Below are 25,551 nucleotides of genomic sequence, written 5' to 3'. Positions count from 1 at the left end.
CGCGATAAGACGATAGACGAACAAAAAGAGCAACCGGCCAACTTGTAAAAACAAAAGGTGAGAGGTTGCTCTAGTATCCTAACCGTCGAATCTAGTGAGCTAAAGTTTAAGCAAGACTGTGGTTCTATGTAAGTCGAAAGTACGAGATGCTACGCGTTCTGAGGCGGGTTAGAGAGGTAATCAATCTCTTTAATGACGTCGAGAAGTGCCTGTGCACGACGAGCCTCATCAGCGATGTTGCGTGCAGCCTCGTGTGCTGGAGCGATAAGGGCTTGATCATCTGTAGAACGAAGTAAGAGCAAGTATGTATCGAACTTTTCTTCAGGTGAAACATTAAGCTTGTCGACAAGAGGACGAAGTTCGCTTAGGGCGTCTTGCTTGATTGTTTCAAGGTCACTAGGAATGGCTGGCACACTTGGCATGACAACTGGAGCGGGTGCTGACATTGGAACGGGCATCGTACTGGCAGGTTCCGGCTCCTCAATTGGCGCTGGTGGCACTGTCATGGGGTCGGGAAGAGGTGCAATAGGCTCTATTGGCGTGTCGCTAGCAACTGGCGCTGCAGCGGCTTCCTCGGCTTGTTGATTGACGCCAGCGAGCACTTTAGCTAGCTCTTGGTCGTCGCTAATTGGTTGCTGACTTGTTGGTTGAATATCCATGCCCACCTCTAATATTACTACTTATGCTTCTTTACTAAATACTGTATCATAATAGGAGCAGATGAGTAAAGAAAATGAATCCGTTAAGGGTTAAAAGTAGGGGGTGCATTCGGCATGTTGGATGATAATAATGTTTTAAAACAACGCGATCCTGAGGATGCGTTAGGGATCGCAGCCTCTCAATTTGAGCAGGCAAGGTTTGCAGTCGAGGTTTTGCATCCTGATCATGATGGCCGACAGATTGACCACGTTGTAGTCGTAGGTATGGGCGGCTCTGCTTTAGCGGCACTCTTGGCTAAATCGTGGCTTAAGAGTGAATTTACCATTCCATTTGAAGTAATTCGTACCTACGATATTCCAGAGTATGTAAATTACAATACGCTGGTAATTGCTAGTAGCTACTCGGGTAACACCGAGGAGACACTTGCCGGTCTTGAAGCCGCTCGAGCCAAATCTGCCCAAGTCGCTATCATCGCCTCTGGTGGTAAACTTCAAAAGATTGCGAGTGACAACTCGATTGCGAACGTGTCTTTACCGGCAAACTTTCAACCACGGATGGCTGTTATCTATAATCTCCGTGCCCTCATCGCAATATTGGCCCATTTTGGTGTTACAACCTTTGATCGTTTTGCCGAGATTGCGGATTGTGCTGACTGGCTTGGCGAAGAGACCTTGAACTGGGTCAGTGGCGCTACGACTGATAAAAACTATGCCAAGCAGCTTGCTCTTATGAGTGTCGGTAAAACCCCAGTATTTTATGCCGGTAGTCTTATGTCGCCCGTTGCCTACAAGTGGAAGATTAGTTGGAACGAAAATGCTAAAAATGTTTCATTTTGGAACGAGTATCCCGAATTTAATCACAACGAGTTTATTGGATGGACTTCGCACCCTGTAGAAAAGCCGTTCGCCATATTTGATCTTGTAAGTGAATTTGAACACCCACGCATCTTAAAGCGTATTGAAATCAGTGATCGCTTATTAAGTGGTCAACGCCCTAAGGCTATGGAAATCAAAATGAAAGGCAAAAGTGTTATTGCTCAAATGCTATGGGGCAGTATTTTGGCTGATTTTGTAAGTATTTACGTAGCGGTACTAAATGGCGTCGACCCAACGCCTGTACAGCTTATTGAAAAACTCAAAAAACAACTGGACGACTAAAAGCTAATGATAGTGTCGCAAAGACTCGATGGGGTCTTTGCGCGCTGCGCGAAGAGCAGGGTAAAGTCCAAAGATAACCCCAACTACGATGGATGTGCTGAGAGCTGCCACGGCGATTTGCCAGGTGAGGGCTGGGTTAAACGTGAGAAATGTACTGATAATAAATGCAATCAAATAGCCGCCAATATAACCTAAAATGCCACCAAGGATACTGATAATAAGTGACTCTACTAGAAACTGCATAACGATATTACCATTGCTAGCACCTACAGCCTTGCGAAGACCAATTTCGCGAGTACGCTCGGCAACGCCAACGAGCATAATGTTCATGATGCCTATGCCGCCTACAAGCAAGGAGATACTAGCAATAATGGTCATAACCACGGTGAGTGCGATAAAAAACCTATTTGTAGGCTGAGAGACTTGTTGACCAGAAAGCACGCTGAAATCCTGCTCACCAAGATGATTTCCCGTCATTTTACTGGTAATGTCGTTAATGATACGAGGTAGGTCATCTTTGTTTTTTGCACTAACATCAATTTGTTGAATTTGGGCCGTACCTTGGTGGAAGGTTTTTCCACTCTCAAGGCTTAGTATGAGTGTATGGTCGAAATCTATATTATTGTAGTTGATAGGGTTGTTCATCGGCTTTAAGATGCCAATGATAGTAAACTGCTGCCCGTTGGTGGTGAAGCTTTGTCCAATAGGTTGATCAGTTCCAAAGAGATCTACTGCGAGCTTGCTGCCAATAACGGCAGTATTTTTATTGGTTACGCTATCGATAAACTGACCATCGGCAATAGGCAGCTGTGCGATATCAGCAAGCTCTGGTGTCGTGGCGACTATCGTACTTTGCTTTACGGTGTTCGATTTAGATTTTAGTGTGCCGTTTATAACCATTAATGGTGCTGCTTTATCAACACCATTAATCTGATTAATATCAGACAGGTCTTGTTCGGTAATAGTACTAGTTGTGTAATTTTGTTCGATTGTAGGGTTTGCAAAACCCGCAAGGTCATTATGTTGTACGCCAGGACGGACAACGGCTATGTTGCCACCGAGTTCCTGTACTTGGTGTGAGATAACTTGGGCAATGCCACTGCTTAACGAAAGTATGACCGTAATGCTAGCAACGCCTATAGCTACACCGAGCGTCGTGAGTGCGGTGCGCATTCTGGTGAGACGAAGCGAATGGTAGGCGTTTTGAAAATGTTCAATAAATAATGGACGACTCATTTTTTCTTCGCTTTCGCTTTCGTTTTTGATTTTTTAGTAGACTTGGCGGTCTTGATTCGGCGACTTCCCATTGAAACCTTTGGTGCTGGTTTTTCAATAACGATCGGCGTCTTTGTGTCGCTGTCTATTGTGCCATCGAGCATGTGAATCACGCGTGAGGCATATGTGGTGAGATCGGGGTTGTGTGTAACCATAATAATAGTATTGCCGCGTTTATGAATGTCGGATAACTCTTCCATGATCACATGGCTTGAACGGCTATCTAGATTTCCGGTTGGCTCGTCTGCCAAAATAATAGACGGATTGTTTACAAGGGCTCGGGCAATCGCTACGCGCTGCATCTGTCCGCCCGAAAGCTGCCATGGCATATAGTACTCACGCTCTGAGAGGTGGAAGTTCTTGAGACTTTCGCTCGCTTGGCGTAGTCTCTTAGTACGACTCATACCCTTGTAGGCAAGGGGAAGGGCAACATTTTCTATAACAGAAAGCCGATTAATAAGATTGAAGCTTTGAAATACAATTCCAATTTGTTGGCTGCGCACACGGGCATGGCGAGCACTGCTCATTCGTTCTACTGATACTCCATCAAGAAAATACTCGCCACCGTTTGCACGGTCGAGTAATCCGATGATATTGAGAAGTGTGGTTTTGCCGCAGCCGCTTGGTCCCATTATGGTGATGAATTCGCCTTTTTCAATGACTAGATCAATTTCATCGAGCGCTGTTTGTTCGGCATCCCCCAATCCGTACCGTTTGGTAAGGCCTCTCAGTTCTATAACTGGCGGGGTTTTCGTTTTGGCCATTCTGTGTCTTATTATAGGTTTGATTTAAAGAGAAAAGCAACCATAAGTGCCGGTAAATTATACAACTGATATAATCTGGTAAAATAGAAAGTATTAGGAGAGATGGCCGAGTGGCTGAAGGCGCACGCTTGGAAAGCGTGTATGCGGGCAACCGTATCGCAGGTTCGAATCCTGTTCTCTCCGCCATGAAAAAATGACCACATATATAGTGGTCATTTTTTCATATATATACGAAATGGAGGTGTCTTAGTCGGTGAAGGCAGGATAATTCCATAATGTACGGTGTTGTCGATCGGCTCTGGGTTGCGTTAGTAGGTAGGTAGGGCTGTGATCGCTAAGTGTTTCATAACTTTCACTTCTATATATAGCGTTGTAAATAACAAACAGAACGCTATAAAGTGTTAGGTCGCATGTGGTAATTAAAACTCACAAAATATGCTTGAAAACCGGCTATATAGCGTCTATAGTCATATTCAGACACTATATATGTAGTAGTTCAATAAAAACACACATTTAGCAAGGAGGGTAACGTTAACGCTACGGGCGGTATCTTTCTTGCACCCTGAGAGACGGGGTGTGAGGGCAGAAATATAAATAATAAAAGTAGCAGGGGATTAGGGATGAGCGAAATTCATGTGGTAAAACGCGATGGCACCCGCGAACCATTTGACGCTAATAAGATCAATCTCGCATTGGTAAAAGCCAGCGAGGGTCTTCCAGATCAAATTCAAAAGGTTGTTCAGGTTGCGACCGAACTTCAGTTAACGCTCTTCGATGGTATTACGAGTGAGCAGCTTGATGAAGCAGTTATTCATACAGCGCTTCAGAATGTTAAGGATGATCCAGATTTTGATAAGATTGCTGCACGTCTCCTTTTAAAAAATATCTACAAAAACATTCTAGGTGATTATGTTGACGAAAAAGAGCTGAAGAAGCTTCACGAACAAAAATTCCCAGAATATATTAAGCAGGGTATTTCTGATGGCCTTCTTGATGAGCGTATGAACGGGAAGATATTTGATCTTAAAAAACTCTCGAAAGCACTCGATCCTTCACGCGATCATCTTAGTAAGTATCTCGGGGTTGTTACTAATAAGAACCGCTATGCGCTTCGTAAACAAAGCGGCGCTCCGATTGAAGTTCCACAGTTTACTCATATGCGTATTGCTATGGGTCTGAGTTTTAATGAGGAGAACCCAACTGAGGCAGCGATTGATTTTTACCGTCACATGAGTAACCTCGATTACGTTCCTGGTGGTAGTACTCGTGTAAACGCTGGTGGTTCTTTTCCACAGCTGTCCAACTGTTTTCTTTTGGAAGTTCAAGACGATATGGAATCCATCGCAAAAGGCGTACGAGACGTTATGTGGATTGCCAAGGGTACTGGTGGTATCGGTATTAGTCTTAATAAGCTTCGTGCTGCCGGCAGCCCGGTAAAAACAACCAATACCGAGTCGACTGGCCCTATTCCATTCATGAAAATGATCGACACGGCCCTATTTGCTGTATCGCGAAAAGGCAAGAAGGCTGGCGCAGCTGCATTATATATGGAAAACTGGCATCTTAACTTTCCACAATTCCTGGATCTTAAGCAGAACTCGGGTGATCCATATCTTCGTACGCGTCTAGCGAACACAGCAGTATTTATAAGTGATGAGTTTATGAAGCGCGTGCAAAAAGACCAAGACTGGTATCTGTTTGATCCGGCTGAAGTCGCAGATTTACCTGAACTTTACGGTGAAGAATTTTCAGCTCGTTACAAAGAGTACATTAAAAAGGCTGAAAAAGGCGAGATGCGTGAGTTTAATAAGACAAAGGCCCGCGAACAATTCCGTCAGATACTTATTACGCTTCAGGCAACAAGTCATCCTTGGCTTACCTGGAAGGACACAATCAATGTTCGTGCTCTCAACAACAATACGAGTACGATCCATCTTTCAAACCTATGTACGGAAATTACCTTACCGCAAGACCAGGATAATACTGCTGTCTGTAACCTTGTGAGCATTAACCTTGCTGCACACCTTAAAGAGGATAAAACATGGGACTGGGAGCGTCTTGAGGCAAGCACGCGTAGTGCCATCCGCCAACTCGATAACTTGGTAGATATTACCAACACGCCAATTCCAGAGGCAATGCGTTCCAACACACAAAACCGCGCACTTGGCCTCGGTATGATGGGCTTTACTGACGTAATCGAAAAACTGGGCTACAGTTATGAGTCTGAAGAGGCTTATGACCTGATGGACCAGTTAGCAGAGTTCATTAGCTACCAAGCAATTGATGAGTCGGCAGATATGTCTAAAACCCGCGGTACTTACCCAACATTCAAGGGAAGTGGTTGGAGTCAAGGTATTCTGCCATTCGATACACTCGATAAATTGGCAGAAGACCGTAAGGTTAAAGTAGAGGTTAACCGCAAATCTCGTCTTGACTGGGACAAGCTTCGTATTAAGGTCAAAAAGGGTATGCGCAACGCCACGTTGATGGCTATCGCGCCAACGGCTAACATTGCACATATTGCCGGCACGACTCCTGGCCTTGATCCACAATTCGCTCAAATCTTCTCTCGATCAACTCTTAACGGTAAGTTCCTCGAGGTAAACGTCAATCTCGTACGTGACCTAAAAGAACTTGGTCTTTGGGATAATGTTAAAGAAGACGTGCTTCGCTTGCAGGGAGACGTCCAACAGATTGAACAGATTCCACAGCGAGTAAAAGATGTATACAAAACTAGTTTCCAACTTAGTCCGTATGCCTTTATCGAAGTTGCGGCGCGTGCACAAAAATGGGTTGACCAAGCAATTAGCCGCAATATGTACCTTGAGACACGTGATATTGATGAGTATGTAGATATTTACAGCTCGGCCTGGAAAAAAGGCCTTAAGACAACCTACTACCTGCACGTAAAACCACGTCATCAGGCAGAACAAAGTACCGTTAAAGTAAATAAGGCAGAAACTCTCGGTGGCGGTCAACGCAAAGCCGGTTTCGGTTTCACTAAAGCCAAGCAAACAGTTTAGAAAAAAAGGGGGGAATAACACCATGGCAAACGCAAGCACAATCATCAATGACGAAATGACACTTGAAGAAAAACTAGCTGCAATCGATGCTGCAATGCAAGCGGCTCAAGATCAAGCTAACGAAGAGGCTGAACAGAGTGGTCAAATGGCTGCTCCGATTGATCCGCAAGATTTTCTCATGTGTGAAGGCTGTCAGTAAAAAGGAGAATACTCTATGTCAAAGATTTTAGGTTCAGGAATTCAGGACGGGTTGCTCCTTAAGCCAATCAACTACCAATGGGCATACGACCTCTATAATCAGGCCGTTGCTAATACATGGTTTCCAAATGAGATCCAGCTTGGTCAGGACCTCGCCGACTGGAAAAAAATGAGTGACGAAGAGCGTCATGCACTCGAGTTCCTTATGAGCTACTTCAATCCAAACGAGTTGCTCGTAAATAAAGCTCTTGCTTTTGGTGTTTATCCATATGTTAACGCTGCTGAATGCCATCTATATCTTGCAAAGCAAATGTGGGAAGAGGCGAATCACTGTATGAGCTTCGAGTATGTGCTTGAGACATTCCCGATCGATCGTGACAAAGCTTACGCTGCTCACGTCGAAACGCCAAGCATGGCTCGTAAAGAGGAGTTTGAGACAAAATACATCAAACGTATGACCGAGCAAACACTCGATATTACCACAACTGAAGGTAAAAAGGATTTCATCCGAAACCTTATTGCCTACAATATTATTCTTGAAGGTATTTGGTTTTATAGCGGTTTCATGGTTGCGCTCAGCTTCCGTCAGCGAAACCTGTTGCGTAACTTTGGAAGTTTAATTGACTGGGTAGTTCGCGACGAGAGTCTACACCTTAAGTTTGGTATCAATCTCATCTTAACCGTACTCGAAGAAAATGAAGATCTTCAAACGGAGGAGTTTGCGGATGAAATCAAACAGATGATCCTAGATGGTGTGGATATGGAAGAGCAGTACAATAAAGACCTTCTACCAAATGGCATCTTGGGTCTTAATGCTGACTACATTAACCAGTACGTTAAATATCTGGCTGACCGCCGTCTTGAAGAGCTTGGTTTTGATGCGCACTACAAGGTCTCAAACCCAGCTAAGTGGATGGCTACCGCTAACGATACACTGGAACTTGTGAACTTTTTCGAAAGCACCAATACTAGCTACGAAGTAAACGCTGGCGATACAAAGAGTAAATAAGACGAACACATAATTTACAAAGCGGGCGTGGCGTACTAGCCATGTCCGTTTTGCCCTCAAGGAGATTGCATGAAAACAGAGATAGAAGTCAAGTTTGCAGATATCGACATCGAGGCTATTCGGCACGCACTTAAAGAAGTGAGTGCCGTGTGTGAACATCCAATGCGCCTTATGAAACGCGCCCTAATTGAGGAACCTCACCACGAAAAAGAGCATTCTTTTATTCGCGTGCGCGATGAGGGAAACAAAGTTACGCTGACATTTAAACGGAGAGCGGACACCGCCGCCTCGGCAATAGATAGTGTTAAGGAGCTCGAGGTAGAAGTGAGCGACTTTGATAAAACAGTTGAGATTTTCTCAGAGGCCGGTTGGCACTACAAAACATTTCAGGAGAGTAGGCGTGAGACCTGGATGCTCGACGGTACAGAGGTAGTTATTGATGAGTGGCCATGGCTTAAGCCGTATATCGAAATTGAGGGCGAAAGTGAACAGGTTATACGTGGCGTAGCGCAAAAACTTGGTCTTTCGTGGGATACTGTCATTTTTGGACATGTCGATGCTCTATATGAGCGTGAATATGCATTTAAAAACGGTATTCGCGGTGTTATCGATCTCCCTGAAGTACACTTTGGTGCGCCTCTTCCGCATGATTTTTCTCCTAGAATGGGAGAAAAATGAGTGCGCTTCAGAGTTTAAGCGAAGTTCATCGCTCTATTTCCATACCACCGTCAAACGCGTCGTTTATTCGTAAACTACTCGCGTTTACTGGTCCAGGCTATTTGGTGGCAGTGGGCTATATGGATCCAGGAAACTGGGCAACTGACCTTGCCGGCGGCTCCGCATTTGGTTATTCATTACTCTCTGTCATATTACTTTCGAGTGGGTTCGCGATGTTTCTTCAGCACCTGACGGTCAAGCTGGGGATAGTGACAGGCATGGATCTAGCGCAGATTTGTCGTAAGCTCTTTCCTTACTGGACGAACGTCCTGCTATGGATAATGGCCGAAATAATGATCATTGCCTGCGACTTGGCCGAAGTTATCGGAACGGCCATTGCACTTGAACTACTTTTTCATGTTCCACTTCCTATAGGCATTGTTGTAACGGGGCTGGACGTGTTACTGCTATTATTTCTTCAAAAGAAAGGCTTCCGCTGGCTAGAGGCGCTGGTTATTGCGCTCATTGCCATTGTGGTTATTTGTTTCGGACTTGAACTTATCTTTTCTCAGCCACAAATAGCACCTCTTATGATGGGCTTTATACCGGTCCGTGAGCTTTTTACTAACAAAGAAATGCTTTTCATTGCCGTGGGAATTCTTGGTGCAACTGTCATGCCACATAATCTCTATTTACACTCTGCGGTCGTACAAACTCGTGCCCACGAGCTGCATAAAAAGGGCAAAAAAGAAGCGATAAAGTTTGCAACAATCGACTCATCTATTGCACTCTCGTTAGCCTTTTTTGTAAACGCGGCCATTCTTATTCTTGCAGCCGCCGCCTTCTTTACTACAGGACACCATGACATCGCAGACATAGACCAGGCATATCGGCTACTCACTCCGCTATTAGGCGTGGGTATAGCGAGCGTGTTATTTGGCGTTGCTCTTCTTGCTTCCGGACAGAACTCTACAGTAACCGCTACACTGGCGGGACAAATTATCCTTGAAGGCTTTATGAATATAAAACTGAAGCCATGGATCAGACGGCTTATTACACGTTCGCTTGCTATTATACCGGCAGTCGCTATTGCTCTATTGTTTGGAGGCTCTGGGCTTTCACGCCTTCTTATCTTTAGTCAGATTGTTCTGAGTTTACAGCTTCCGTTTGCCGTTTTGCCGCTTATCTATGTAACGAGCAGTAAAAAACATATGGGTCAGTTTGCAAATCGGACTTGGCTAAAAATGGTTATTGGAGTTATTGCTGGAGTTATTATTTGTCTAAATAGCTGGCTTATCGTCTATATAGTAGCAGGGGTGCAGTAGTTGAGAAGTCTTGCACGGGCCGTGCGTACCTCTTCTTCCCTTGATTATCTTTATTGGTGAGGATGGTGGGCTCTTCAATATACCGTACTTCTTAAGCAAACCGGGCTATAATAGATATATGAAAACCAAACTTCTGATCTTTGGTATTACGGGAGACCTTAGTACTCGTAAACTCCTTCCTGCACTCAGCTCTATTATTCGTGCCGGGGTGGCAAAACCACTGGAAATTATTGGCGTTTCGCGTCGCGAGGTTAATGTCACTGAATTATTACGATCATCTCTGGACGATAGTGTACTCGAGCCATACATCACTGTGTTTACTATGGATATGGCCCGTAAAGTCGATTACGACAGGCTTAAAGAGCGGATCTCACTAAACAATGATGAGCAGCTCTTAATTTACCTCTCAGTTCCACCTACTGCAGCGGGACAAATTGTCGACTTTCTTGGACAGGCTGGAATAAACACACCGAACGTTAAATTATTATTTGAAAAACCGTTTGGAGTTGATTTAACCTCCGCGCGTGATGTAATTTCGCGTACGGCACAGTATTTTAATGAGACACAGATTTACAGGATTGATCATTACCTTGCTAAGGAAATGGCACAGAACATCGTTGCTTTTAGAGGAGGTAATGCGTTATTTGGCCACGTATGGAATGGCGATGCGATTGAGAAGATCGAGGTAGTCGCTCTCGAGAAAATAGGCATAGAAGGACGCGCTAGTTTTTACGAACAGACGGGAGCATTGCGTGACTTTTTGCAAGGTCATCTGATGCAATTACTGTCACTTGTGCTTATGGATATTCCGGCTAATTTTGATTGGAATACCATGCCTGAACAACGGTTATCGGCCTTAAAAAGTATAATTTCCGCCGATCCACGTCAGGCGGTGCGCGCTCAGTACGAGGGCTACCAACATGAGGTTGATAATCATGGAAGTCTCACCGAGACATTTGTATCGTTGCATCTTGCTTCAAGTGATAGAAAGTGGAAGAACGTTCCTCTCATCCTCACTACCGGAAAAGCGATGAACAAAAAAAGTACCGAAGTACGAGTGTTCTTTCGCAAGTTTCACGATGCGCAGAGCAACTGCCTTGTATTTAGGATTCAGCCGGACGAAGGAATCGAGATTGAGCTCTTTACAAAGAAACCTGGTTACGAACGCAAGTTTGAACGACAGAAGCTCAATTTTTCGTACGCAGAAGACGATATCTTGCCTGATGCCTATGAGCAAGTACTCGTGGATGCCATCGCCACTAAAAAGAGTCTCTTTACGTCTGGAGATGAAGTTTTGGAAAGTTGGCGTGTTTTACAACCCGTCTTGACTAGTTGGGAAATGGCCGATCAACCGTTGTTCATTTACCCAAAGGGATCGTCTACACATACCATAAGTAGCGTATAATAAACAACATAGACGCTACATATAGCGTTATGATGAATAAATGTGCTATAATGAAATCCCATGGAGAATTCATTAATTCATGGGCGAAAAGAAAAATATATTTTTGTAACTGGGGGTGTACTCTCGGGGGTAGGAAAGGGCATTACCGCTGCTAGCATAGGTGCCGTACTGCAAGCAAAAGGTGCTGTCGTTTCAATTCAAAAGTGTGACCCGTATCTCAATGTAGATGCGGGCCTTTTGAATCCTGCGGAGCACGGAGAGTGTTTTGTTACTAAAGATGGTGCCGAAACGGATCTCGACTTAGGCCATTACGAACGTTTTTTGGATATAGAACTAACGCAAAAAAACGCCACACTTTCGGGCCGATTATTATCAGAACTTATTGCCGACGAACGCGCTGGAAAATTTGGTGGGAAGACAGTACAACTCGTGCCGCATCTTACACAGGCTATCCAGCGTGCTATTTTAAAAGCAGGTGAAGGCAGTGATGTCCACATTGTGGAAATAGGTGGCACGGTGGGGGACTATGAAGGGCTCAGCTATATTGAGGCAATTCGTGAGTTTGCCCAAAAGGTAGGTCGTGATAAATGTTTGTTCGTGCACGTGGTGTACGTACCGTTTATTGGCACGAGCAAGGAGTTTAAAACCAAACCAGCTCAAAATGCACTAAATGATCTCCGCGGTTTTGGTATTGTTCCGGATTGTGTCGTAGTGCGTACTGACGAACCAGCTCCTGTTAGCGTTGCCAAAAAAATCAGTCTATTCGGTGGCGTTCCAGAGGAAAACGTGCAGCTTATGCCAAATGTAGATACCGTTTTTCGTATTCCTCTCATTATCGCCGCTAACGGTTTAAACAAGATGCTTACGAACTTCTCTGGGCTTCATTCGACACCTGATTTTTCATCGTGGGAAAAAATTGTTCATGCACAAACTAGTAAGCCAGAACAAACCGTAACGGTTGGTCTCGTAGCTAAATATATGGATAATGAGGACACGTATCTTTCTGTAACGGAGGCGCTCAAATCGGCTGCGTGGGACCAAGAAGTGGGTCTTAAAATTCAGTGGATTAATGCCGAGAAGGCAACCGAGGATGATTTCTCGCAGGTAGATGCACTGTTGGTGCCAGGTGGCTTTGGTTCGCGTGGCGTTGAGGGTAAGATTGCCGCTGCGCGCTATGCTCTTGACCATAACAAACCATACCTTGGCATCTGTCTTGGCCTTCAGACGGCAGTCATTGCCGCTGCACAGAAAAGTGGTCTTAAAGACGCACATAGCAATGAATTTAATGACACTAAACAGAATGTCGTTTATATTATGGAGGGTCAAGAAGGGAAGGAATCAACCGGAGGTACCTTGCGTCTTGGAAATTATCCAGCCCGACTTGTGGAAGGTTCGAAAATTGCCGGGTTATATAACTCCCTCGACATTATCGAACGGCACCGCCATCGCTATGAGGTGAACCAGAAATTTATGCAGGATATTGAGAAAGGTGGCGTTTCAGTTAGTGGCTACTCTCCTGATGGCAAACTTGTAGAGTTTATAGAGGCGCCAGCTAATGATTATTTTGTTGCTACGCAAGCTCACCCCGAATTTAGAAGTCGTCCTACTCGACCACATCCGCTTTTTTTGGGTTTGATCGCAGCAGCTAAAAAGAAGCAGTAGCGTCAAACTTAGAACAAATATAGGAATGTCGATAAGCTTGTCGACATTCCTATTAGCATAGGTCTAGAGACTTAGGTCATTAGTATAGCTAAGCGAGTAGAAAAGCTTTAAGGCGCTTGAATCATAGCGAATACGGCCACAGTTATTGTCGCCATCGTCTATTTGCGTATCGACATTGCTTGCGACTGCCTGGGTAACGCCGGTGATAATGAGGTTTGTACCATTGTATAGTGTGCCGCAGCTCGATTTTGTATCGCCGCTATAGTCATATGTCCACGCCGAAGTAGGCAAATAACTTGTCGATGGGGCGGCAGTTAAATAGGTAGAGAGTCCTGGGAGATCTGCAACGAGGTTCTGAATAGTAGGACTACCACCGGGAACATTTGGATCGATAGCATTATCTCGAGGCCACGATGCCCATTGCTTCTCAGAGGCATAAGCACGCAGGCCTTTCTCAATATTCTTTAGGTCATCGGAAACTACTGCTGCTCTGGCACGGTCCTGAAAGCCGTTATAAGCTACGATCGTAATAGCAGCTAGTAAGGCGATGACAATGATAACGATAAGCAGTTCAACAACAGTGAAACCGCTTGTGGTTCTTTTCATACTATTCACTATACCACCATGAGCGGGTTGTTTTGTATGGACTTGACATTAGTCCTTAAAAGTGCTAATGTTTAAGTAGGATAAAAGGCAAATAAAAACATGATCGAAGACGAAAAAACACCTGAAATCACAAGCGACGATATGGACACCCTACGTGTACTCCTACATACAATTAGGGGAATTAGTCCGGTTTCAACAACTACCGTGTTTGCGCCAGTTGAAGACGAACAGACCGACGAATAACTAAATTGTGTCTATCTTTTTGCCTCTGTTATAATACAGGGTGATGGATACAAAAATTTCTCATGTTATTAATGAACTTTTTGGTGTGACTCAACCAGTCACCCTTACTCGCCCAGACTCTCAGTTTGGCGACTATGCAACGAATGTTGCTATGCAACTTGCAAAACCTCTCGGTAAAAATCCACGCGTAATAGCCGAGGCTATTACCGCTAAGCTACGTGAAACAGGTGATTTCTCTGAAATCACGATTGCGGGGCCTGGCTTTATAAATATGCGTGTTACTGCACGGTCTCTCGCCGATGCGCTTCAGAACAGCTGGTCTACTGAATACGGAGCGAATAACGATGGTGCTGGCAAGACGGTTGTTGTAGAATACCCGAGCCAGAACATGGCTAAGCCATATAGTATCGGGCATCTCCGTCCGGGTAATCAGGGCTGGGCTGTTCGTCGACTCATGGAGACTACTGGCTGGAAGGTGATTACCGATAACCATCTGGGCGACTACGGTGCGCCATTTGGTACATGGGTAGTTGGCTTTTTAAAGTTTAGTAGCGAAGAAGAGCTGGCCCGTGACGGTGTCTACGAACTGGGTCGTGTTTATATAGAGACCAAAAAAGCCCTAAAAGAAGAGAAAGAGCGCGGTGAGCATCTACTAGCTGACCAAGTGCAGGAATGGCTCATTAAACTTGAAAACGACGATAAGCAGGCAAAGGCGTATAGCAGGCGCTTCAACGACATTTCTTTGGCCCATATTCATGAAATTATGGATCGGCTTAAAATAACGACCGATTACGAATACGGCGAAGCATTTTTTGCACCCAAGGGGAAAGATGCAGTGCGAACGTTGATAGATTCTGGTGTTGCAATTAAAAACGACGACGGTTCTATCATTGTGCCGCTTGATGAATTTGGTTTTGATGTGCCACTTTTGGTCCAAAAGTCCAATGGTGCTGCTTTGTACGCAACAACTGATCTTGCGACGATTTTATTCCGCGAAGAACACTGGCATCCCGACCGGGTTATTTATGCGGTAGGCAGTGAGCAGCAGTTCTACTTTACACAGTTATTTGCCATGGCCAAAAAACTTGGTATAAAGACGGAGCTCATTCATCTATGGTTTGGTATGATTGATCAAATCAACGAGGACGGTATGCGCGAAAAGATGAGTAGTCGCAAAGGTGTAGTGCTTATGGAGGAGTTGCTAGATACTGCAGAGGAAAAGGCTCGCCAGCTTGTAAGTGATCGCGACGTTAGCGAAGAGGACATAAAGAAGATTGCGCTCGGTGCTATTAAATTTAGCGATTTTGCAGCTGACCGACGAACTAACATCTTGTTCGACTGGAAAAATATTTTTGCATTGACTGGTTTTAGCGGACCATATATTCAGTATGCCGCCGTACGTGTAAACAAAATCATCGATGACAACAAGATGATTGAAACGAGTCCTCAGCTGGACTATGATTATGAGGCCGAAAAAACAGTACTTGCAAAATTACTGGAATATCCAGAGATTGTCCGTCTAAGCGCTCGTGATCTTGAACCTCACAAAATCGCAACATACCTGTATGAACTTGCACGTGAACTGAACCGTTATTATGAACAAACGCCAGTTGCAACGGGTAGCGTGACGGATTTGCAAAAATCCGCACGTCTAGACGTGCTTAAAAGAGTGAGTCATGTATTTACTCAAGGGCTGGATATACTTGGCATCGAAGTGCCTGAAAAAATGTAACATTTAAAAAAGGGGGCTCATGCACAAAACAGACAAGGAGTGGCGAGAGGTTTTAACGCCGGAGCAATTTGCCGTACTTCGAGAAAAAAACACTGAAGCGCCATTTAGTGGTGAATACGATGGACTATATGCTGATGGCATATATGCCTGCGGTGCGTGCGGTCAAGTTTTGTTTGATAGTAAGACTAAGTTTGATGCGCAGTGCGGCTGGCCAAGCTTTTACGATGCAAAGCCAGGCAGCGTGAAGTTTCATACTGACGACACGCTCGGAATGAGTCGGACGGAGGTTACTTGCTCAAATTGCGGCAGTCACCTAGGCCATATATTTGAAGGCGAAGGTTTTGACACGCCGACCGACAAACGATATTGTATTAACTCGCTTAGCCTCAAGTTTACGCCTGATAAACGCTAAAGTTTGGCGGAGAGGTACGGGGAGTATATAGTAGAAGCATGAGTAAGCAAGCAAAAATCTTTTGGGTAGACCTGGAAATGACAGGTCTTGACGCGAATAACGATCTTATCCTTGAGGTCGCGGCTATTGCAACGGATTGGGATTTTCACGAAATTGCAACGTATCAGGGAATTGTAAAGAATGAAGATCTAAGTCTTGAGGAACGCCTTGCGGCCAACAGCGTTTTTTGGGATGCTAATCCCGAATCTAAAAAAGGTCTACTGGCGCAAAATACACACGGTAGAGATCTTTTAGATATAGAGGAAGAGCTTCTAAAGTTCATTGGCGAGCACTATAAAGAAGATGAACCAGTTTTGCTTGCTGGTAATTCGATTCATATGGACCGTCGTTTTATCGTAAGTCAGTGGCCACGTTTAGACTCGAGACTTCATTATCGCATGCTCGACGTGAGCGCCTGGAAGGTTGTATTTGAAGGTAAGTATGGTAAAAAATTCCCTAAGCCTCAGACACACCGTGCTCTCGATGATATCCGTGGCAGTATTGAAGAACTAAAATACTACCTGACGAAAGTACACGCTAAGTAGCTCCTCCTATGACACACAAAGAATTAGAACAATATCTGCTTAGCTTTCCTAATACCTGGCTTGATTTTCCCTTTGGCGAGGGAACGTCTGTCTATAAAATAGGCCATAAAGAAACAGGAGAAGGTAAGCTTTTCGCAATCATTACTGATAACAGCAAGCCACTTCGTGTTAGTTTGAAGTGCGACCCTCAGCTCGCACTGGTACTACGTGAAAAATATGAAACCGTCATACCAGGTTATCATTTGAATAAGAAACACTGGAACACAATTATTTGCAGTGGTCAGTTATCCGATGATGAGATTAAAGATCTCGTTCGTTTAAGTTACGATCTTGTCGCAAAGGATTAGCCGCTAAGCGCTTGTTGCACTGAAATCGTTAAACTGTTTAACGAGAGGGATGAGATTGGTGTTGGTTGATGAAAGATAGTCTTTCATCGATTTGCTGTTTGTTGAATTATAAATCTTTTTCATGAGTGCCTGAACGGTGGCAAGTTGGTAGCTCATCTCACGCGCATAGGTTCGGTCAAATACGGCATTGAGCCGAGCATCCTCAAGTTTGGCGCTTAAGTCGGTCTCTGCCTCTGATGTGACGATGGTTTTATCGAGCTTTTTAATATCGAGACCATTGTTTTTTAGTGGTGTGGCGATGTCGCGGTCAGCATTGGTAAAGAAGATGACTAGGTTACTGTTCGTACCACTTAGTGAGTTGCTCTTGATGTTCTTTTGCGCGGTCGTGGCAACTGTGCTGAGTGATTCTATCCGGGCGGTAAGATGCTGCATGTCAGTAGTGGGGCCACCACCACCTCCGAACAGCATAAACGCACCGATAATAACCGCTAAAAGCCCGCCGCCTATCGCTATCATAAGAAATAATCGATTACTAAGCCCATTTTTTTGTGACTTCGGCGCAATCTGATTAAGGTAGTCAATAGAATATTGTGGCTGTGGGGTTGGTGATGGTTGATTTGGTTGCTGCTGATTTTGATCCGGATACATTGTATCTTTATTAAACCATGCCCAGCTCAGGCGGGCAATAAGCTAACGGTTTAAATGCGTGCCCGACCTCTCTTATAAACAGGGGTAAAGATGGTATAATTAAAGTATGCAGGATGCCAAGGAAGAAGTACGGGCGCGTCTTAATATCGAAGACGTCGTTGGTGAGTACGTTCAGCTTAAACGGGCTGGGCGTAACTTCAAAGGTCTAAGTCCGTTCTCTGGTGAGAAAACTCCAAGTTTTTTTGTGAGTCCCGACAAGCATATTTGGCATGATTTTTCCTCAAATAAGGGTGGCGACATCTTTAGTTTTGTCATGGAGGCTGAAGGAATGGATTTTCGCCAGGCACTTGAGCACCTCGCTCGAAAAGCTGGCGTTGACCTTAGCCAGTTCGAGTCTAAAGATAGTCGTGAGCTTTCGCGGCGTAAAAAACGGCTGCAAGAAGCGCATGACTTAGCAGCAAATTACTATCAACATAGCTTGCTGAAGAACCGACATGCACTCGAATATGTGTTTAAGAAACGAGGTCTCTCAAAAGAGATTGTTCAGGAATTTAAAATTGGCTACGCGCCAACAACAGGTGATGCGTTGGTGCAGTTTTTAACTAAAAAAGGTTTTAGCCGCCAGGAACTTGCTGATGCTGGTCTTACCAATCGGTTTGGTGGTGATATGTTTCGTGGTCGTATGACTGTACCGCTAATGGATGGAACGGGACAAGTAATTGGGTTTACGGCCCGCATTCTAGCAGACGATCCTAACGCACCTAAATACCTTAATACGCCGCAAACACTTCTATATGACAAAGGACGTCACGTGTTTGGATTATCTCAAGCAAAGGAAGCTATTCGCACCAGTGACTACGCGGTTATTGTTGAAGGTAATCTAGATGTTGTCAGTAGTCACCAAGCAGGTGTTAAGCAGGTGGTTGCCACAGCAGGGACGGCTATGACCGAAAACCACTTGCGTGCTCTTAGGCGGCTCACTGGTAACGTACGTCTGGCATTTGATGGTGATAAAGCGGGCGTCGCGGCGACTGAACGTGCCATTCCTATCGCCAGCGAAGCTGGAATAGAACTGACCATTATTACGTTACCTGGTGACGCAAAAGATCCGGACGAGCTTATTCAGAAAGATCCATCGCTTTGGCAACAGGCGATTGATACGGCACAACCTGCAGTTGATTGGATTTTAGACCAGTATTCTCACCGTGAAGACATCACAACAGCAAGTGGCAAACGAGCGTTCACGACAGCTGGTCTTAACGTGGTGAGGGGTCTTTCGGACCCAGTTGAGCGCGATCACTATGAAAAAAAGATTGCCCGTATGGTCGGTTCATCACTTGAGGCGGTTCAGGCGAAGCTGGCTGCGGGCGGTAAAAGAGAAGTGAGCGAGCTAAAGTCTGTCGTTGATCACTCTGAAAACGCGGCGCCGGTATATGATCATATTGATACAGTACTTGGTTTGGCACTCGGTGTACCACGTTCGCATGATCTGTTTGAAGGGTTGGACGTCTCTATTTTGGGTGCTGACGCTTCACAAGTGGTAGCCCGGTATCTTGCTAGTCCGGAGCGAACACCGGTGACCGATACGCCAAAGGAGTTGCAAAACTTCGATGACTATGTGAAAATAATATTATTACGGGCCGAGAAACGATATGGCAATTGGAACGAAAGCGACCAATATTTAGAAATAGCCAAACTGCTCCGCCAATATAAAACCGAACACGAAAAAAACCAACTCGAACAGCAAATTGAACAAGCGGAACATGATGGCCTTGTGGCTGAAGTGGAACGCTTGCGCAGGCAACATTATGAACTTATAAAGGAGATAAAGCGTGGTCAAAGATAGCGATGTAACGAAGCCAATTGTTGATGAAGAGGATGACGACCAGGTTGTTGATGCCAGCGGCGGTCCGCTCGGTGATCTAGATGAACCGGCCATTGATGAACTGGTAGATGAAGAAGAAGATGATATCGATACGCTAAACAGCGGCGAGTACTTCGACGACGTCAGTGATGACAGCGTACGACTTTACCTCCGTGAAATTGGTAAAATTCCTCTACTTTCTGCAGAAGAAGAACTGGCATTGGCAAAAAAAGTGGTTGCCGGTGACAAGCGTGCAAAGGATAAAATGGCTGAGGCTAACATGCGTCTAGTAGTGTCCATTGCCAAGCGCTATAGTGGCCGTGGTCTTGATTTTCTTGATTTGATTCAAGAGGGTAACACCGGTCTCCTTCGCGCCGTCGAAAAATTCGACCCGGACAAGGGATTCAAGTTTAGCACCTATGCTACCTGGTGGATCCGTCAGGCGATTACTCGTGCTATTGCCGATCAAGCGCGTACTATTCGTATTCCAGTACACATGGTAGAGACGATCAATAAGCTGCTCCGCACGCAGCGTCGTATGACTCAAGAGCTCAACCGCGAGCCAACTATCGAAGAGCTAGCAAAAGAGCTTGAGATGGAGCCTGAAAAAGTAGAGTATGTCATCAAAATCAAGCAAGATATTACTAGCCTCGATGCTGGTGTTGGGCGAGATGGCGAAGACGAAGACAGTGTCTTGGGTGACTTTATTGAAGATGAAGATGGTGCAACACCAGAAGAGTCTGCAACTAGTCAACTCTTGAAGGAGCAGGTTCAAGCAGTACTTTCAACTCTTTCAGAGCGTGAACAAAAAATCGTTAAGATGCGCTTTGGTCTTGAAAACGGTAAAAGCCACACGCTAGAAGAAGTAGGGCAGGAGTTCGCGGTTACTCGTGAGCGTATTCGTCAAATTGAAGCTAAGGCGCTCGCCAAGCTTCGTAAGCACAAAGATGCCAAGAAGTTGCACGAATACCTGAGTTAAGAAGTGATGATATAAAAAACTCCGCCTACCGGCGGAGTTTTTTATTGGTTGTAAAATTCGATATCTTCGCAAACGTTATTGAGCTGTTTATGGAGGTTATCGAGATCCCCGTCGTTCATAATAAAATGGTCGGCGATAGCAATGGGCCCACCCTTTTCAAGGTTTTCAATTTCCGTCCAATCTCGTTGATCGGCTTCGGTAGCACTGAACGGTCGTTCAGGTCGTTCAGCGAGCCGACGATGACGTAGGTGTCGTGGCGCAACAACAGCAACGGTTGTAAGCTCACCCGGAAACTCATGTTTCATAATTTTGTATTCGCTCCAGGTATAAAGACCGTCGGCGATAATACGATGCTGACCGGCTTCGACAAGCTCGTGAATTTGCTTAATAATCCGCTTAACTACAAAGTCGTTACCCTCTTTAGCGCGAATATCTTCGCGGAATTTCGTTTGGCTTTCTGGAGTGATTTCGATTCCTTCTTCGCGCATCGCGTCATAGATGACGCCACCAAAATAAACTTTTGGGTAACCTTTTTCGGTTAGGTACTCAACTGCTGTACTTTTACCACTGCCAGCAAGGCCGACAAAGGCGATAATCTTAACATTTTCGTAGTGTTTCATCGACCCTTAGTATATCAAAGAGTCTGACTGCTACCTATACCTCTGATGCATGCTTTGCGAGGAAGGCGGTGATAACTTCGATTGACGAATCCATATGAAGGTTCTCAACGACAAGCTCAGCCTTATTAGTAACGCCGTATAGGCCAGCACTCTTTTTAAGACCGTCTAAGAACTCCATCTCTTGTTGGATCGCACTCGTTTCATCTGGGTCTGAGGTGTCAGTGTGATCGAGGCGTTTATCTTTAGGAACGGTAATCTCAACAATATGCATCGAATCTTTCCCAACTCGTTCCTCAATCTTTGTCAAAAGCTGTGTGTCGTAGACGCCATCGATGACAATAAGCGCATCCGATTGAGCGTTATCGACTGCAGCAAGTATTTCATTATGGACAGCTTCGGCAGCCGTCTTAAGACCCAGGGCTTTGATCCAGTCGTGTGCGCCTGTAAAACCTTCGCGATGAGCGAGAAAGCGGGCAATATCCCGACTTCGTAAAAAGGTGGCGCGGAGTTGTTTACTGACAGCAAGGCCGATGGCTGTTTTACCAACGCCGCTTTCGCCAGTGATAAGCAATATGTTCACGCGTACTCCTTATGTAAGTGACAGAATTTAGATTATAGCATAACTGCTGTAAATACAACTATGATGTTTTTGTACGCGTAAAATCATTTCAACAAAAGAAAGAATACGTCTATACTAGGACGGTGAAACATTTATCCTTAGCTACAGATAGTGAACTAGCGGTGGCGATTAGCGCCGACCTGCAGGAATTTGCAGAACGGTGGAAACAAAATAAAACAATTGGCAACAGAGCGCCTATCGATGCATATTGCGACGTACTCCTGCGTGGTGGTAAAAGACTGCGCGGCGTGCTTGCGATGCGAAGTTATTACGCACATGGCGGCAAGGACGATGTCGTGGCACTTGGTGCGGCCCGTGTTTTTGAAATTATTCAAACATCTCTTCTTATTGTTGACGATATCGCCGATCGTTCACGACTTCGTCGAGGTGGCCCATCGGCACATATCCTACTCGAAACGTACGCAAAAGAGCATAATCTTAAGGGTAACGCACTTCGCTATGGCGAGGTTCAAGCGATGAATGTTGCATATTCTGGTCCTCCACAGGCAATTATCGAGCTTTTGACACTGCCGGTAGATGCAGCGATTGCGAGACGTGCAGGTGAGCAGTTTAATGAAAATGTTCTGGTTACTATTAACGGTCAACTGGACGATGTCTTTAATGAGGTAACGCGGAGCGAGCTCAGTGAAGAGGCTATCGAGTCGGTACTGCACCGTAAAACGGCACATTATACGTTTTTAAGTCCGATTGAACTCGGTGCACAGCTTGCGGGCGCCATCGGAGTAACGAAAAATCTGTATGATTACGCTATTCATGCGGGATGTGCGTATCAAATTGCCGATGATATTATTGGTTCATTCGGTGCGACGGGTGAAACGGGTAAGGGGAATAATGATGATATTCGCGAAGGTAAAATAACGCTTCTGGCATACTATGCGTTACACCATGGTGATAGTTTGCAGAGAGCTACGCTTGAGTCGGTCTTAGGGAATGAAAACGCCACCATTGAGGATTGTGATGGTGTTCGCCATATCTTTGAAGTAACGGGTGCATTAGATTATGCAAAAGAGCGGCAGATTGTACATGAAAAGGCTGCTCTGGCAGTACTTGACGGTGATAAAAAAACCGACACCGCTTTCATTCAGTACTTAGCACAGCTGGCTGACTACCTAGTCAACCGTAAATCCTAGTAAAACTGATATACTAAAGATATGAAACGTCTGGTTGTTATAGACGGTAAAAGTGTTTTTTATCGCGGTTATTATGCAATGCCCGGTCTGTCCTTACGTGATGGGACGCCGACTGGTGGTGTCTACGGTTTTGCCAGCCTGGCTCTTGAAGTTATAAAAAAGCTCGAGCCTGATTATGTTGCTGTTGCCTGGGATAAAAAAGGAACAAGTATCCGCAAGCGACTGGAAATGTTGCCTACCTATAAAGCCGGTCGTAAAAAACCGCCTGAAGATTTTTTTGTACAGTTGCCGCTCTTAAACGAACTGCTCGATGCCTTTAGCTGGCCACTCTACGAACTAGACGATTACGAAGCCGACGACATTATGGGTGGTTTTGCTGAAAAGGCAACCGAGCAAGGAATAGAAACCTGCCTTATCACTAGCGACCTCGATATGCTTCAGTTAGTCGGTCCGCTTGTGCATGTGTATGCTCTTAAGAAAGGATTTACTGACATCGAACAGTACTCGCCAGCCTATTTTGAAGAAAAATACGGCATTAGCGTTGATCAGTTCCTCGATCTTAAGGCTCTAAAGGGTGACAATAGCGATAATATTCCTGGTGTTCCGGGTATCGGTGAAAAGACTGCGATCCAGCTTTTGCAAGAGTTTAAGACACTCGATGGTATTTATGAAAACCTCGAGAAGGTGAAACCAAGTGTTGCTGCAAAACTCGAGGCAGGGAAGGAATCAGCTTATCTGAGTAAAAAAGTAGCTCGTATTTGGTGTGATGCGCCCATTGACTTAGATCTTGAAGCAATGGACGCACATGATCTTGATACGGCTAAGCTTGCTGATTTATTAAAACGATTCGAGTTCCATTCATTAGTGCGTCGTTTACCTCAGCATATGCAGCATAACGACTCTGCACAGAGTAGTCTGTTTGATATGCAAACGTCGCCGTCGGTTGTTCCTATGCTAAAAGAGGTAGAGTGGCCTGTCGAACTTACCTGTAGTAATGATGATACGGTTTTTATTCATTATAACGACAGTGAGCTTTGGTTATCACTCGATAAGACGACATTCTCGCGTCGTCCTTTCTCGAGTATCACCTTGGAATCTTGGCACGTGCTTGAAAAAACTAAGCTGATTGCTTACGACATAAAGGCCTTCTATCATGTCGCGCACGATGAAGGAGTAGAATTACATTTTAGCGATATCCATGATATTCGCCAAGCAGCGTTTTTGATCGATCCGCTTATGCGAGATCGTTCAATTAGTGGTCTTTCTCCATCGGATATTAACGAGTCAGATGCTGCGCAGACCATGGCCGCACTTTGGTCGATTTACGAATCACAGCTAAAAAGTTTGGATGACGTGCCAAAGGTAGCTAACGTTGCGCACGACCTCGACTTTCCACTTACCTATATGCTTTATCGCATGGAGCAGCAGGGTATTAAAGTGAATAAAACATTGTTGCTTGCTATGAGTGAAGAGCTTGCCTCGGAGCATAGTGAGCTTGAAAGCCAGATGTATGAGATGGTTGGTCATGAATTTAATATAGGTAGTCCGGCGCAGCTTTCCGAGGTGCTATTTACTAAGCTGCAACTTCCGATTGCTGGTATTAAAAAGGGTAAGACAGGTTATAGCACTGGTCAGAAGGAGCTTGATAAGCTGCGTGGCCAGCACCCGATTATCGAACTCATTGAACGTACGCGTGAGCTTGCTAAACTCAAAAATACCTATGTAGATACTCTCCCGTTACTTGCGGACGAAAACGGGCGAATCCACACAACCTTTAACCAGGACGTTGCAAGTACGGGTCGGCTTTCTAGTACTAATCCGAATCTTCAGAATATTCCCGTTAGAAGTGATCTTGGTCGTCGCATTCGGGAAGCGTTTGTGCCGGAGCAGGGGAATGTATTCGTAAGTGCCGACTATTCTCAGTTTGAACTTCGCCTTGCCGCAGTGCTTGCTGGCGATGAAAAGTTGATCAACGACTTTAATGACGGTGCCGATATCCATACTAAAACGGCCAGCGAGGCTTATGGAATACCACTTGAAGAAGTGACGAAAAACCAACGTCGCGCCGCTAAGGTTATTAATTTTGGCGTGTTGTATGGCATGAGCCCCCATGGTCTTTCTGCGGCAACTGGTATGAGTTTTACTGAGGCAAAAACGTTTATTGATCAATACTTTTTGTTACGAGCGCCGATCCGTCAATTTATTGATGCCACACTTGAAAAAGCAAAAAACGAAGGCTACGTCGAGACATACTTTGGTCGCCGCCGTCCCACGCCAGATGTTAATAGTAGTAACTTTATGGTGCGAGAGAGCGCCAAGCGCGCTGCAGCAAATATGCCGATTCAGGGGACGGAGGCTGATCTCATGAAGATGGCGATGTTAGAGGTAGATGAAAAACTAGGTGATCTTGGTCAGCAAGTACTGCAAATTCACGATAGCATTTTAATTGAATGTCCTGAGGCAAACGCTGAAAAGGTAGCTAACCTTTTAAAGGCAACGATGGAAAATATCTACCCAGAGCTAAAAGTCAAACTAAAAGTAGATGTGACGACTGGTAAAAATTGGGGAGTTTTATAGAGTTAAATAAAAAAGACCGTTTTGCGGTCATTGA

At 45.0% G+C, this 25,551-nt stretch carries 24 protein-coding genes and 1 tRNA gene; 18 read left to right on the top strand and 7 right to left on the bottom strand.

The features are described from left to right. Positions 1 to 149: 149 nt before the first annotated feature. Positions 150 to 659: a hypothetical protein gene (locus VLG36_00250; protein HSW77214.1), complete on the bottom strand. Its 510-nt coding sequence runs from the start codon at positions 657 to 659 to the stop codon at positions 150 to 152. 114 nt (positions 660 to 773) lie between these two features. Here VLG36_00250 and VLG36_00245 point away from each other — a divergent pair, with 114 nt between their 5' ends. Beyond that, entirely contained in the window at positions 774 to 1,817 is a 1,044-nt protein-coding gene (locus tag VLG36_00245; protein ID HSW77213.1) for a bifunctional phosphoglucose/phosphomannose isomerase, read from the top strand. Positions 1,818 to 1,820: 3 nt separating this feature from the next. Here VLG36_00245 and VLG36_00240 read toward each other — a convergent pair whose 3' ends face one another. Continuing rightward, a complete protein-coding gene (locus VLG36_00240; GenBank protein ID HSW77212.1) occupies positions 1,821 to 3,053 on the bottom strand; it encodes an ABC transporter permease in 1,233 nt (410 codons plus the stop codon). Beyond that, positions 3,050 to 3,856 carry an ABC transporter ATP-binding protein gene (locus tag VLG36_00235; GenBank protein ID HSW77211.1) on the bottom strand — a complete coding sequence of 269 codons (807 nt, stop codon included), beginning with the start codon at positions 3,854 to 3,856 and terminating at the stop codon, positions 3,050 to 3,052. The genes VLG36_00240 and VLG36_00235 overlap by 4 nt, the downstream gene beginning before the upstream one ends. Positions 3,857 to 3,952: 96 nt before the next feature. On the opposite strand from VLG36_00235, the gene VLG36_00230 reads away from it, so the two are divergent. The 8 genes from VLG36_00230 to VLG36_00195 all read left to right on the top strand — a co-directional run bounded on the left by VLG36_00230 (position 3,953) and on the right by VLG36_00195 (position 13,135). Continuing rightward, positions 3,953 to 4,042 (top strand) — tRNA-Ser (locus VLG36_00230). Positions 4,043 to 4,476: 434 nt separating this feature from the next. After that, on the top strand, positions 4,477 to 6,879 hold the full coding sequence (locus tag VLG36_00225; protein ID HSW77210.1) for a ribonucleoside-diphosphate reductase subunit alpha: 2,403 nt from the start codon (positions 4,477 to 4,479) through the stop codon (positions 6,877 to 6,879). Between the two features lie 22 nt (positions 6,880 to 6,901). Further along, positions 6,902 to 7,078 carry a hypothetical protein gene (locus VLG36_00220; protein ID HSW77209.1) on the top strand — a complete coding sequence of 59 codons (177 nt, stop codon included), beginning with the start codon at positions 6,902 to 6,904 and terminating at the stop codon, positions 7,076 to 7,078. Between the two features lie 15 nt (positions 7,079 to 7,093). Beyond that, a complete protein-coding gene (locus tag VLG36_00215; GenBank protein ID HSW77208.1) occupies positions 7,094 to 8,086 on the top strand; it encodes a ribonucleotide-diphosphate reductase subunit beta in 993 nt (330 codons plus the stop codon). 69 nt (positions 8,087 to 8,155) lie between these two features. Then, positions 8,156 to 8,764, top strand: a complete 609-nt coding sequence (locus VLG36_00210) for a class IV adenylate cyclase (GenBank protein ID HSW77207.1) — start codon at positions 8,156 to 8,158, stop codon at positions 8,762 to 8,764. Further along, positions 8,761 to 10,068 (top strand): Nramp family divalent metal transporter, encoded by a 1,308-nt coding sequence (locus VLG36_00205; GenBank protein ID HSW77206.1) that lies wholly within the window; start codon positions 8,761 to 8,763, stop codon positions 10,066 to 10,068. Before VLG36_00210 ends, VLG36_00205 begins: the two co-directional genes overlap by 4 nt. A gap of 118 nt (positions 10,069 to 10,186) precedes the next feature. Further along, positions 10,187 to 11,473, top strand: coding sequence for a hypothetical protein (locus VLG36_00200; protein HSW77205.1), 1,287 nt, complete (start codon positions 10,187 to 10,189; stop codon positions 11,471 to 11,473). A 60-nt stretch (positions 11,474 to 11,533) separates the two neighbouring features. Next, a complete protein-coding gene (locus tag VLG36_00195) occupies positions 11,534 to 13,135 on the top strand; it encodes a CTP synthase (GenBank protein ID HSW77204.1) in 1,602 nt (533 codons plus the stop codon). A 63-nt stretch (positions 13,136 to 13,198) separates the two neighbouring features. Here VLG36_00195 and VLG36_00190 read toward each other — a convergent pair whose 3' ends face one another. Beyond that, entirely contained in the window at positions 13,199 to 13,741 is a 543-nt protein-coding gene (locus tag VLG36_00190; GenBank protein HSW77203.1) for a prepilin-type N-terminal cleavage/methylation domain-containing protein, read from the bottom strand. A 99-nt stretch (positions 13,742 to 13,840) separates the two neighbouring features. Here VLG36_00190 and VLG36_00185 point away from each other — a divergent pair, with 99 nt between their 5' ends. From VLG36_00185 to VLG36_00165, 5 genes are read left to right on the top strand one after another with little or no spacing between them, the layout of a single operon-like run. Beyond that, on the top strand, positions 13,841 to 13,984 hold the full coding sequence (locus VLG36_00185) for a hypothetical protein (GenBank protein ID HSW77202.1): 144 nt from the start codon (positions 13,841 to 13,843) through the stop codon (positions 13,982 to 13,984). 43 nt (positions 13,985 to 14,027) lie between these two features. After that, positions 14,028 to 15,716: an arginine--tRNA ligase gene (gene argS / locus VLG36_00180; GenBank protein ID HSW77201.1), complete on the top strand. Its 1,689-nt coding sequence runs from the start codon at positions 14,028 to 14,030 to the stop codon at positions 15,714 to 15,716. A gap of 19 nt (positions 15,717 to 15,735) precedes the next feature. Further along, positions 15,736 to 16,128, top strand: coding sequence for a peptide-methionine (R)-S-oxide reductase MsrB (gene msrB / locus VLG36_00175; protein ID HSW77200.1), 393 nt, complete (start codon positions 15,736 to 15,738; stop codon positions 16,126 to 16,128). Positions 16,129 to 16,166: 38 nt separating this feature from the next. Next, positions 16,167 to 16,712, top strand: a complete 546-nt coding sequence (gene orn / locus VLG36_00170) for an oligoribonuclease (protein ID HSW77199.1) — start codon at positions 16,167 to 16,169, stop codon at positions 16,710 to 16,712. 8 nt (positions 16,713 to 16,720) lie between these two features. After that, positions 16,721 to 17,059: an MmcQ/YjbR family DNA-binding protein gene (locus VLG36_00165; GenBank protein ID HSW77198.1), complete on the top strand. Its 339-nt coding sequence runs from the start codon at positions 16,721 to 16,723 to the stop codon at positions 17,057 to 17,059. A 3-nt stretch (positions 17,060 to 17,062) separates the two neighbouring features. On the opposite strand, the gene VLG36_00160 is transcribed toward VLG36_00165, so the two are convergent. After that, positions 17,063 to 17,707 (bottom strand): hypothetical protein, encoded by a 645-nt coding sequence (locus VLG36_00160; GenBank protein ID HSW77197.1) that lies wholly within the window; start codon positions 17,705 to 17,707, stop codon positions 17,063 to 17,065. A gap of 106 nt (positions 17,708 to 17,813) precedes the next feature. Between VLG36_00160 and dnaG the strand changes: the two genes are divergently transcribed. Together dnaG and rpoD are read left to right on the top strand one after the other, a co-directional pair. Then, complete coding sequence (gene dnaG, locus VLG36_00155) at positions 17,814 to 19,553, top strand: DNA primase (GenBank protein HSW77196.1); 1,740 nt, start codon at positions 17,814 to 17,816, stop codon at positions 19,551 to 19,553. Further along, positions 19,540 to 20,550, top strand: coding sequence for an RNA polymerase sigma factor RpoD (gene rpoD / locus VLG36_00150; protein ID HSW77195.1), 1,011 nt, complete (start codon positions 19,540 to 19,542; stop codon positions 20,548 to 20,550). Before dnaG ends, rpoD begins: the two co-directional genes overlap by 14 nt. 41 nt (positions 20,551 to 20,591) lie before the next feature. Here rpoD and VLG36_00145 read toward each other — a convergent pair whose 3' ends face one another. Together VLG36_00145 and VLG36_00140 are read right to left on the bottom strand one after the other, a co-directional pair. Continuing rightward, complete coding sequence (locus VLG36_00145; protein HSW77194.1) at positions 20,592 to 21,170, bottom strand: AAA family ATPase; 579 nt, start codon at positions 21,168 to 21,170, stop codon at positions 20,592 to 20,594. A gap of 34 nt (positions 21,171 to 21,204) precedes the next feature. After that, a complete protein-coding gene (locus tag VLG36_00140; protein ID HSW77193.1) occupies positions 21,205 to 21,750 on the bottom strand; it encodes a hypothetical protein in 546 nt (181 codons plus the stop codon). 122 nt (positions 21,751 to 21,872) lie between these two features. On the opposite strand from VLG36_00140, the gene VLG36_00135 reads away from it, so the two are divergent. Both VLG36_00135 and polA read left to right on the top strand, forming a co-directional pair. After that, entirely contained in the window at positions 21,873 to 22,940 is a 1,068-nt protein-coding gene (locus tag VLG36_00135) for a polyprenyl synthetase family protein (protein ID HSW77192.1), read from the top strand. Positions 22,941 to 22,961: 21 nt separating this feature from the next. After that, complete coding sequence (polA, locus tag VLG36_00130) at positions 22,962 to 25,517, top strand: DNA polymerase I (GenBank protein ID HSW77191.1); 2,556 nt, start codon at positions 22,962 to 22,964, stop codon at positions 25,515 to 25,517. Positions 25,518 to 25,551: the final 34 nt, after the last annotated feature.

This window comes from Candidatus Chromulinivoraceae bacterium (genome assembly GCA_035478595.1).
In the GTDB taxonomy this organism is placed as follows: Bacteria; Patescibacteriota; Saccharimonadia; order Saccharimonadales; family Saccharimonadaceae; genus CAMLKC01.
The sequence above is the reverse complement of the archived record's forward strand: the minus strand, read 5'-3'. Positions and strand labels throughout refer to the sequence as shown.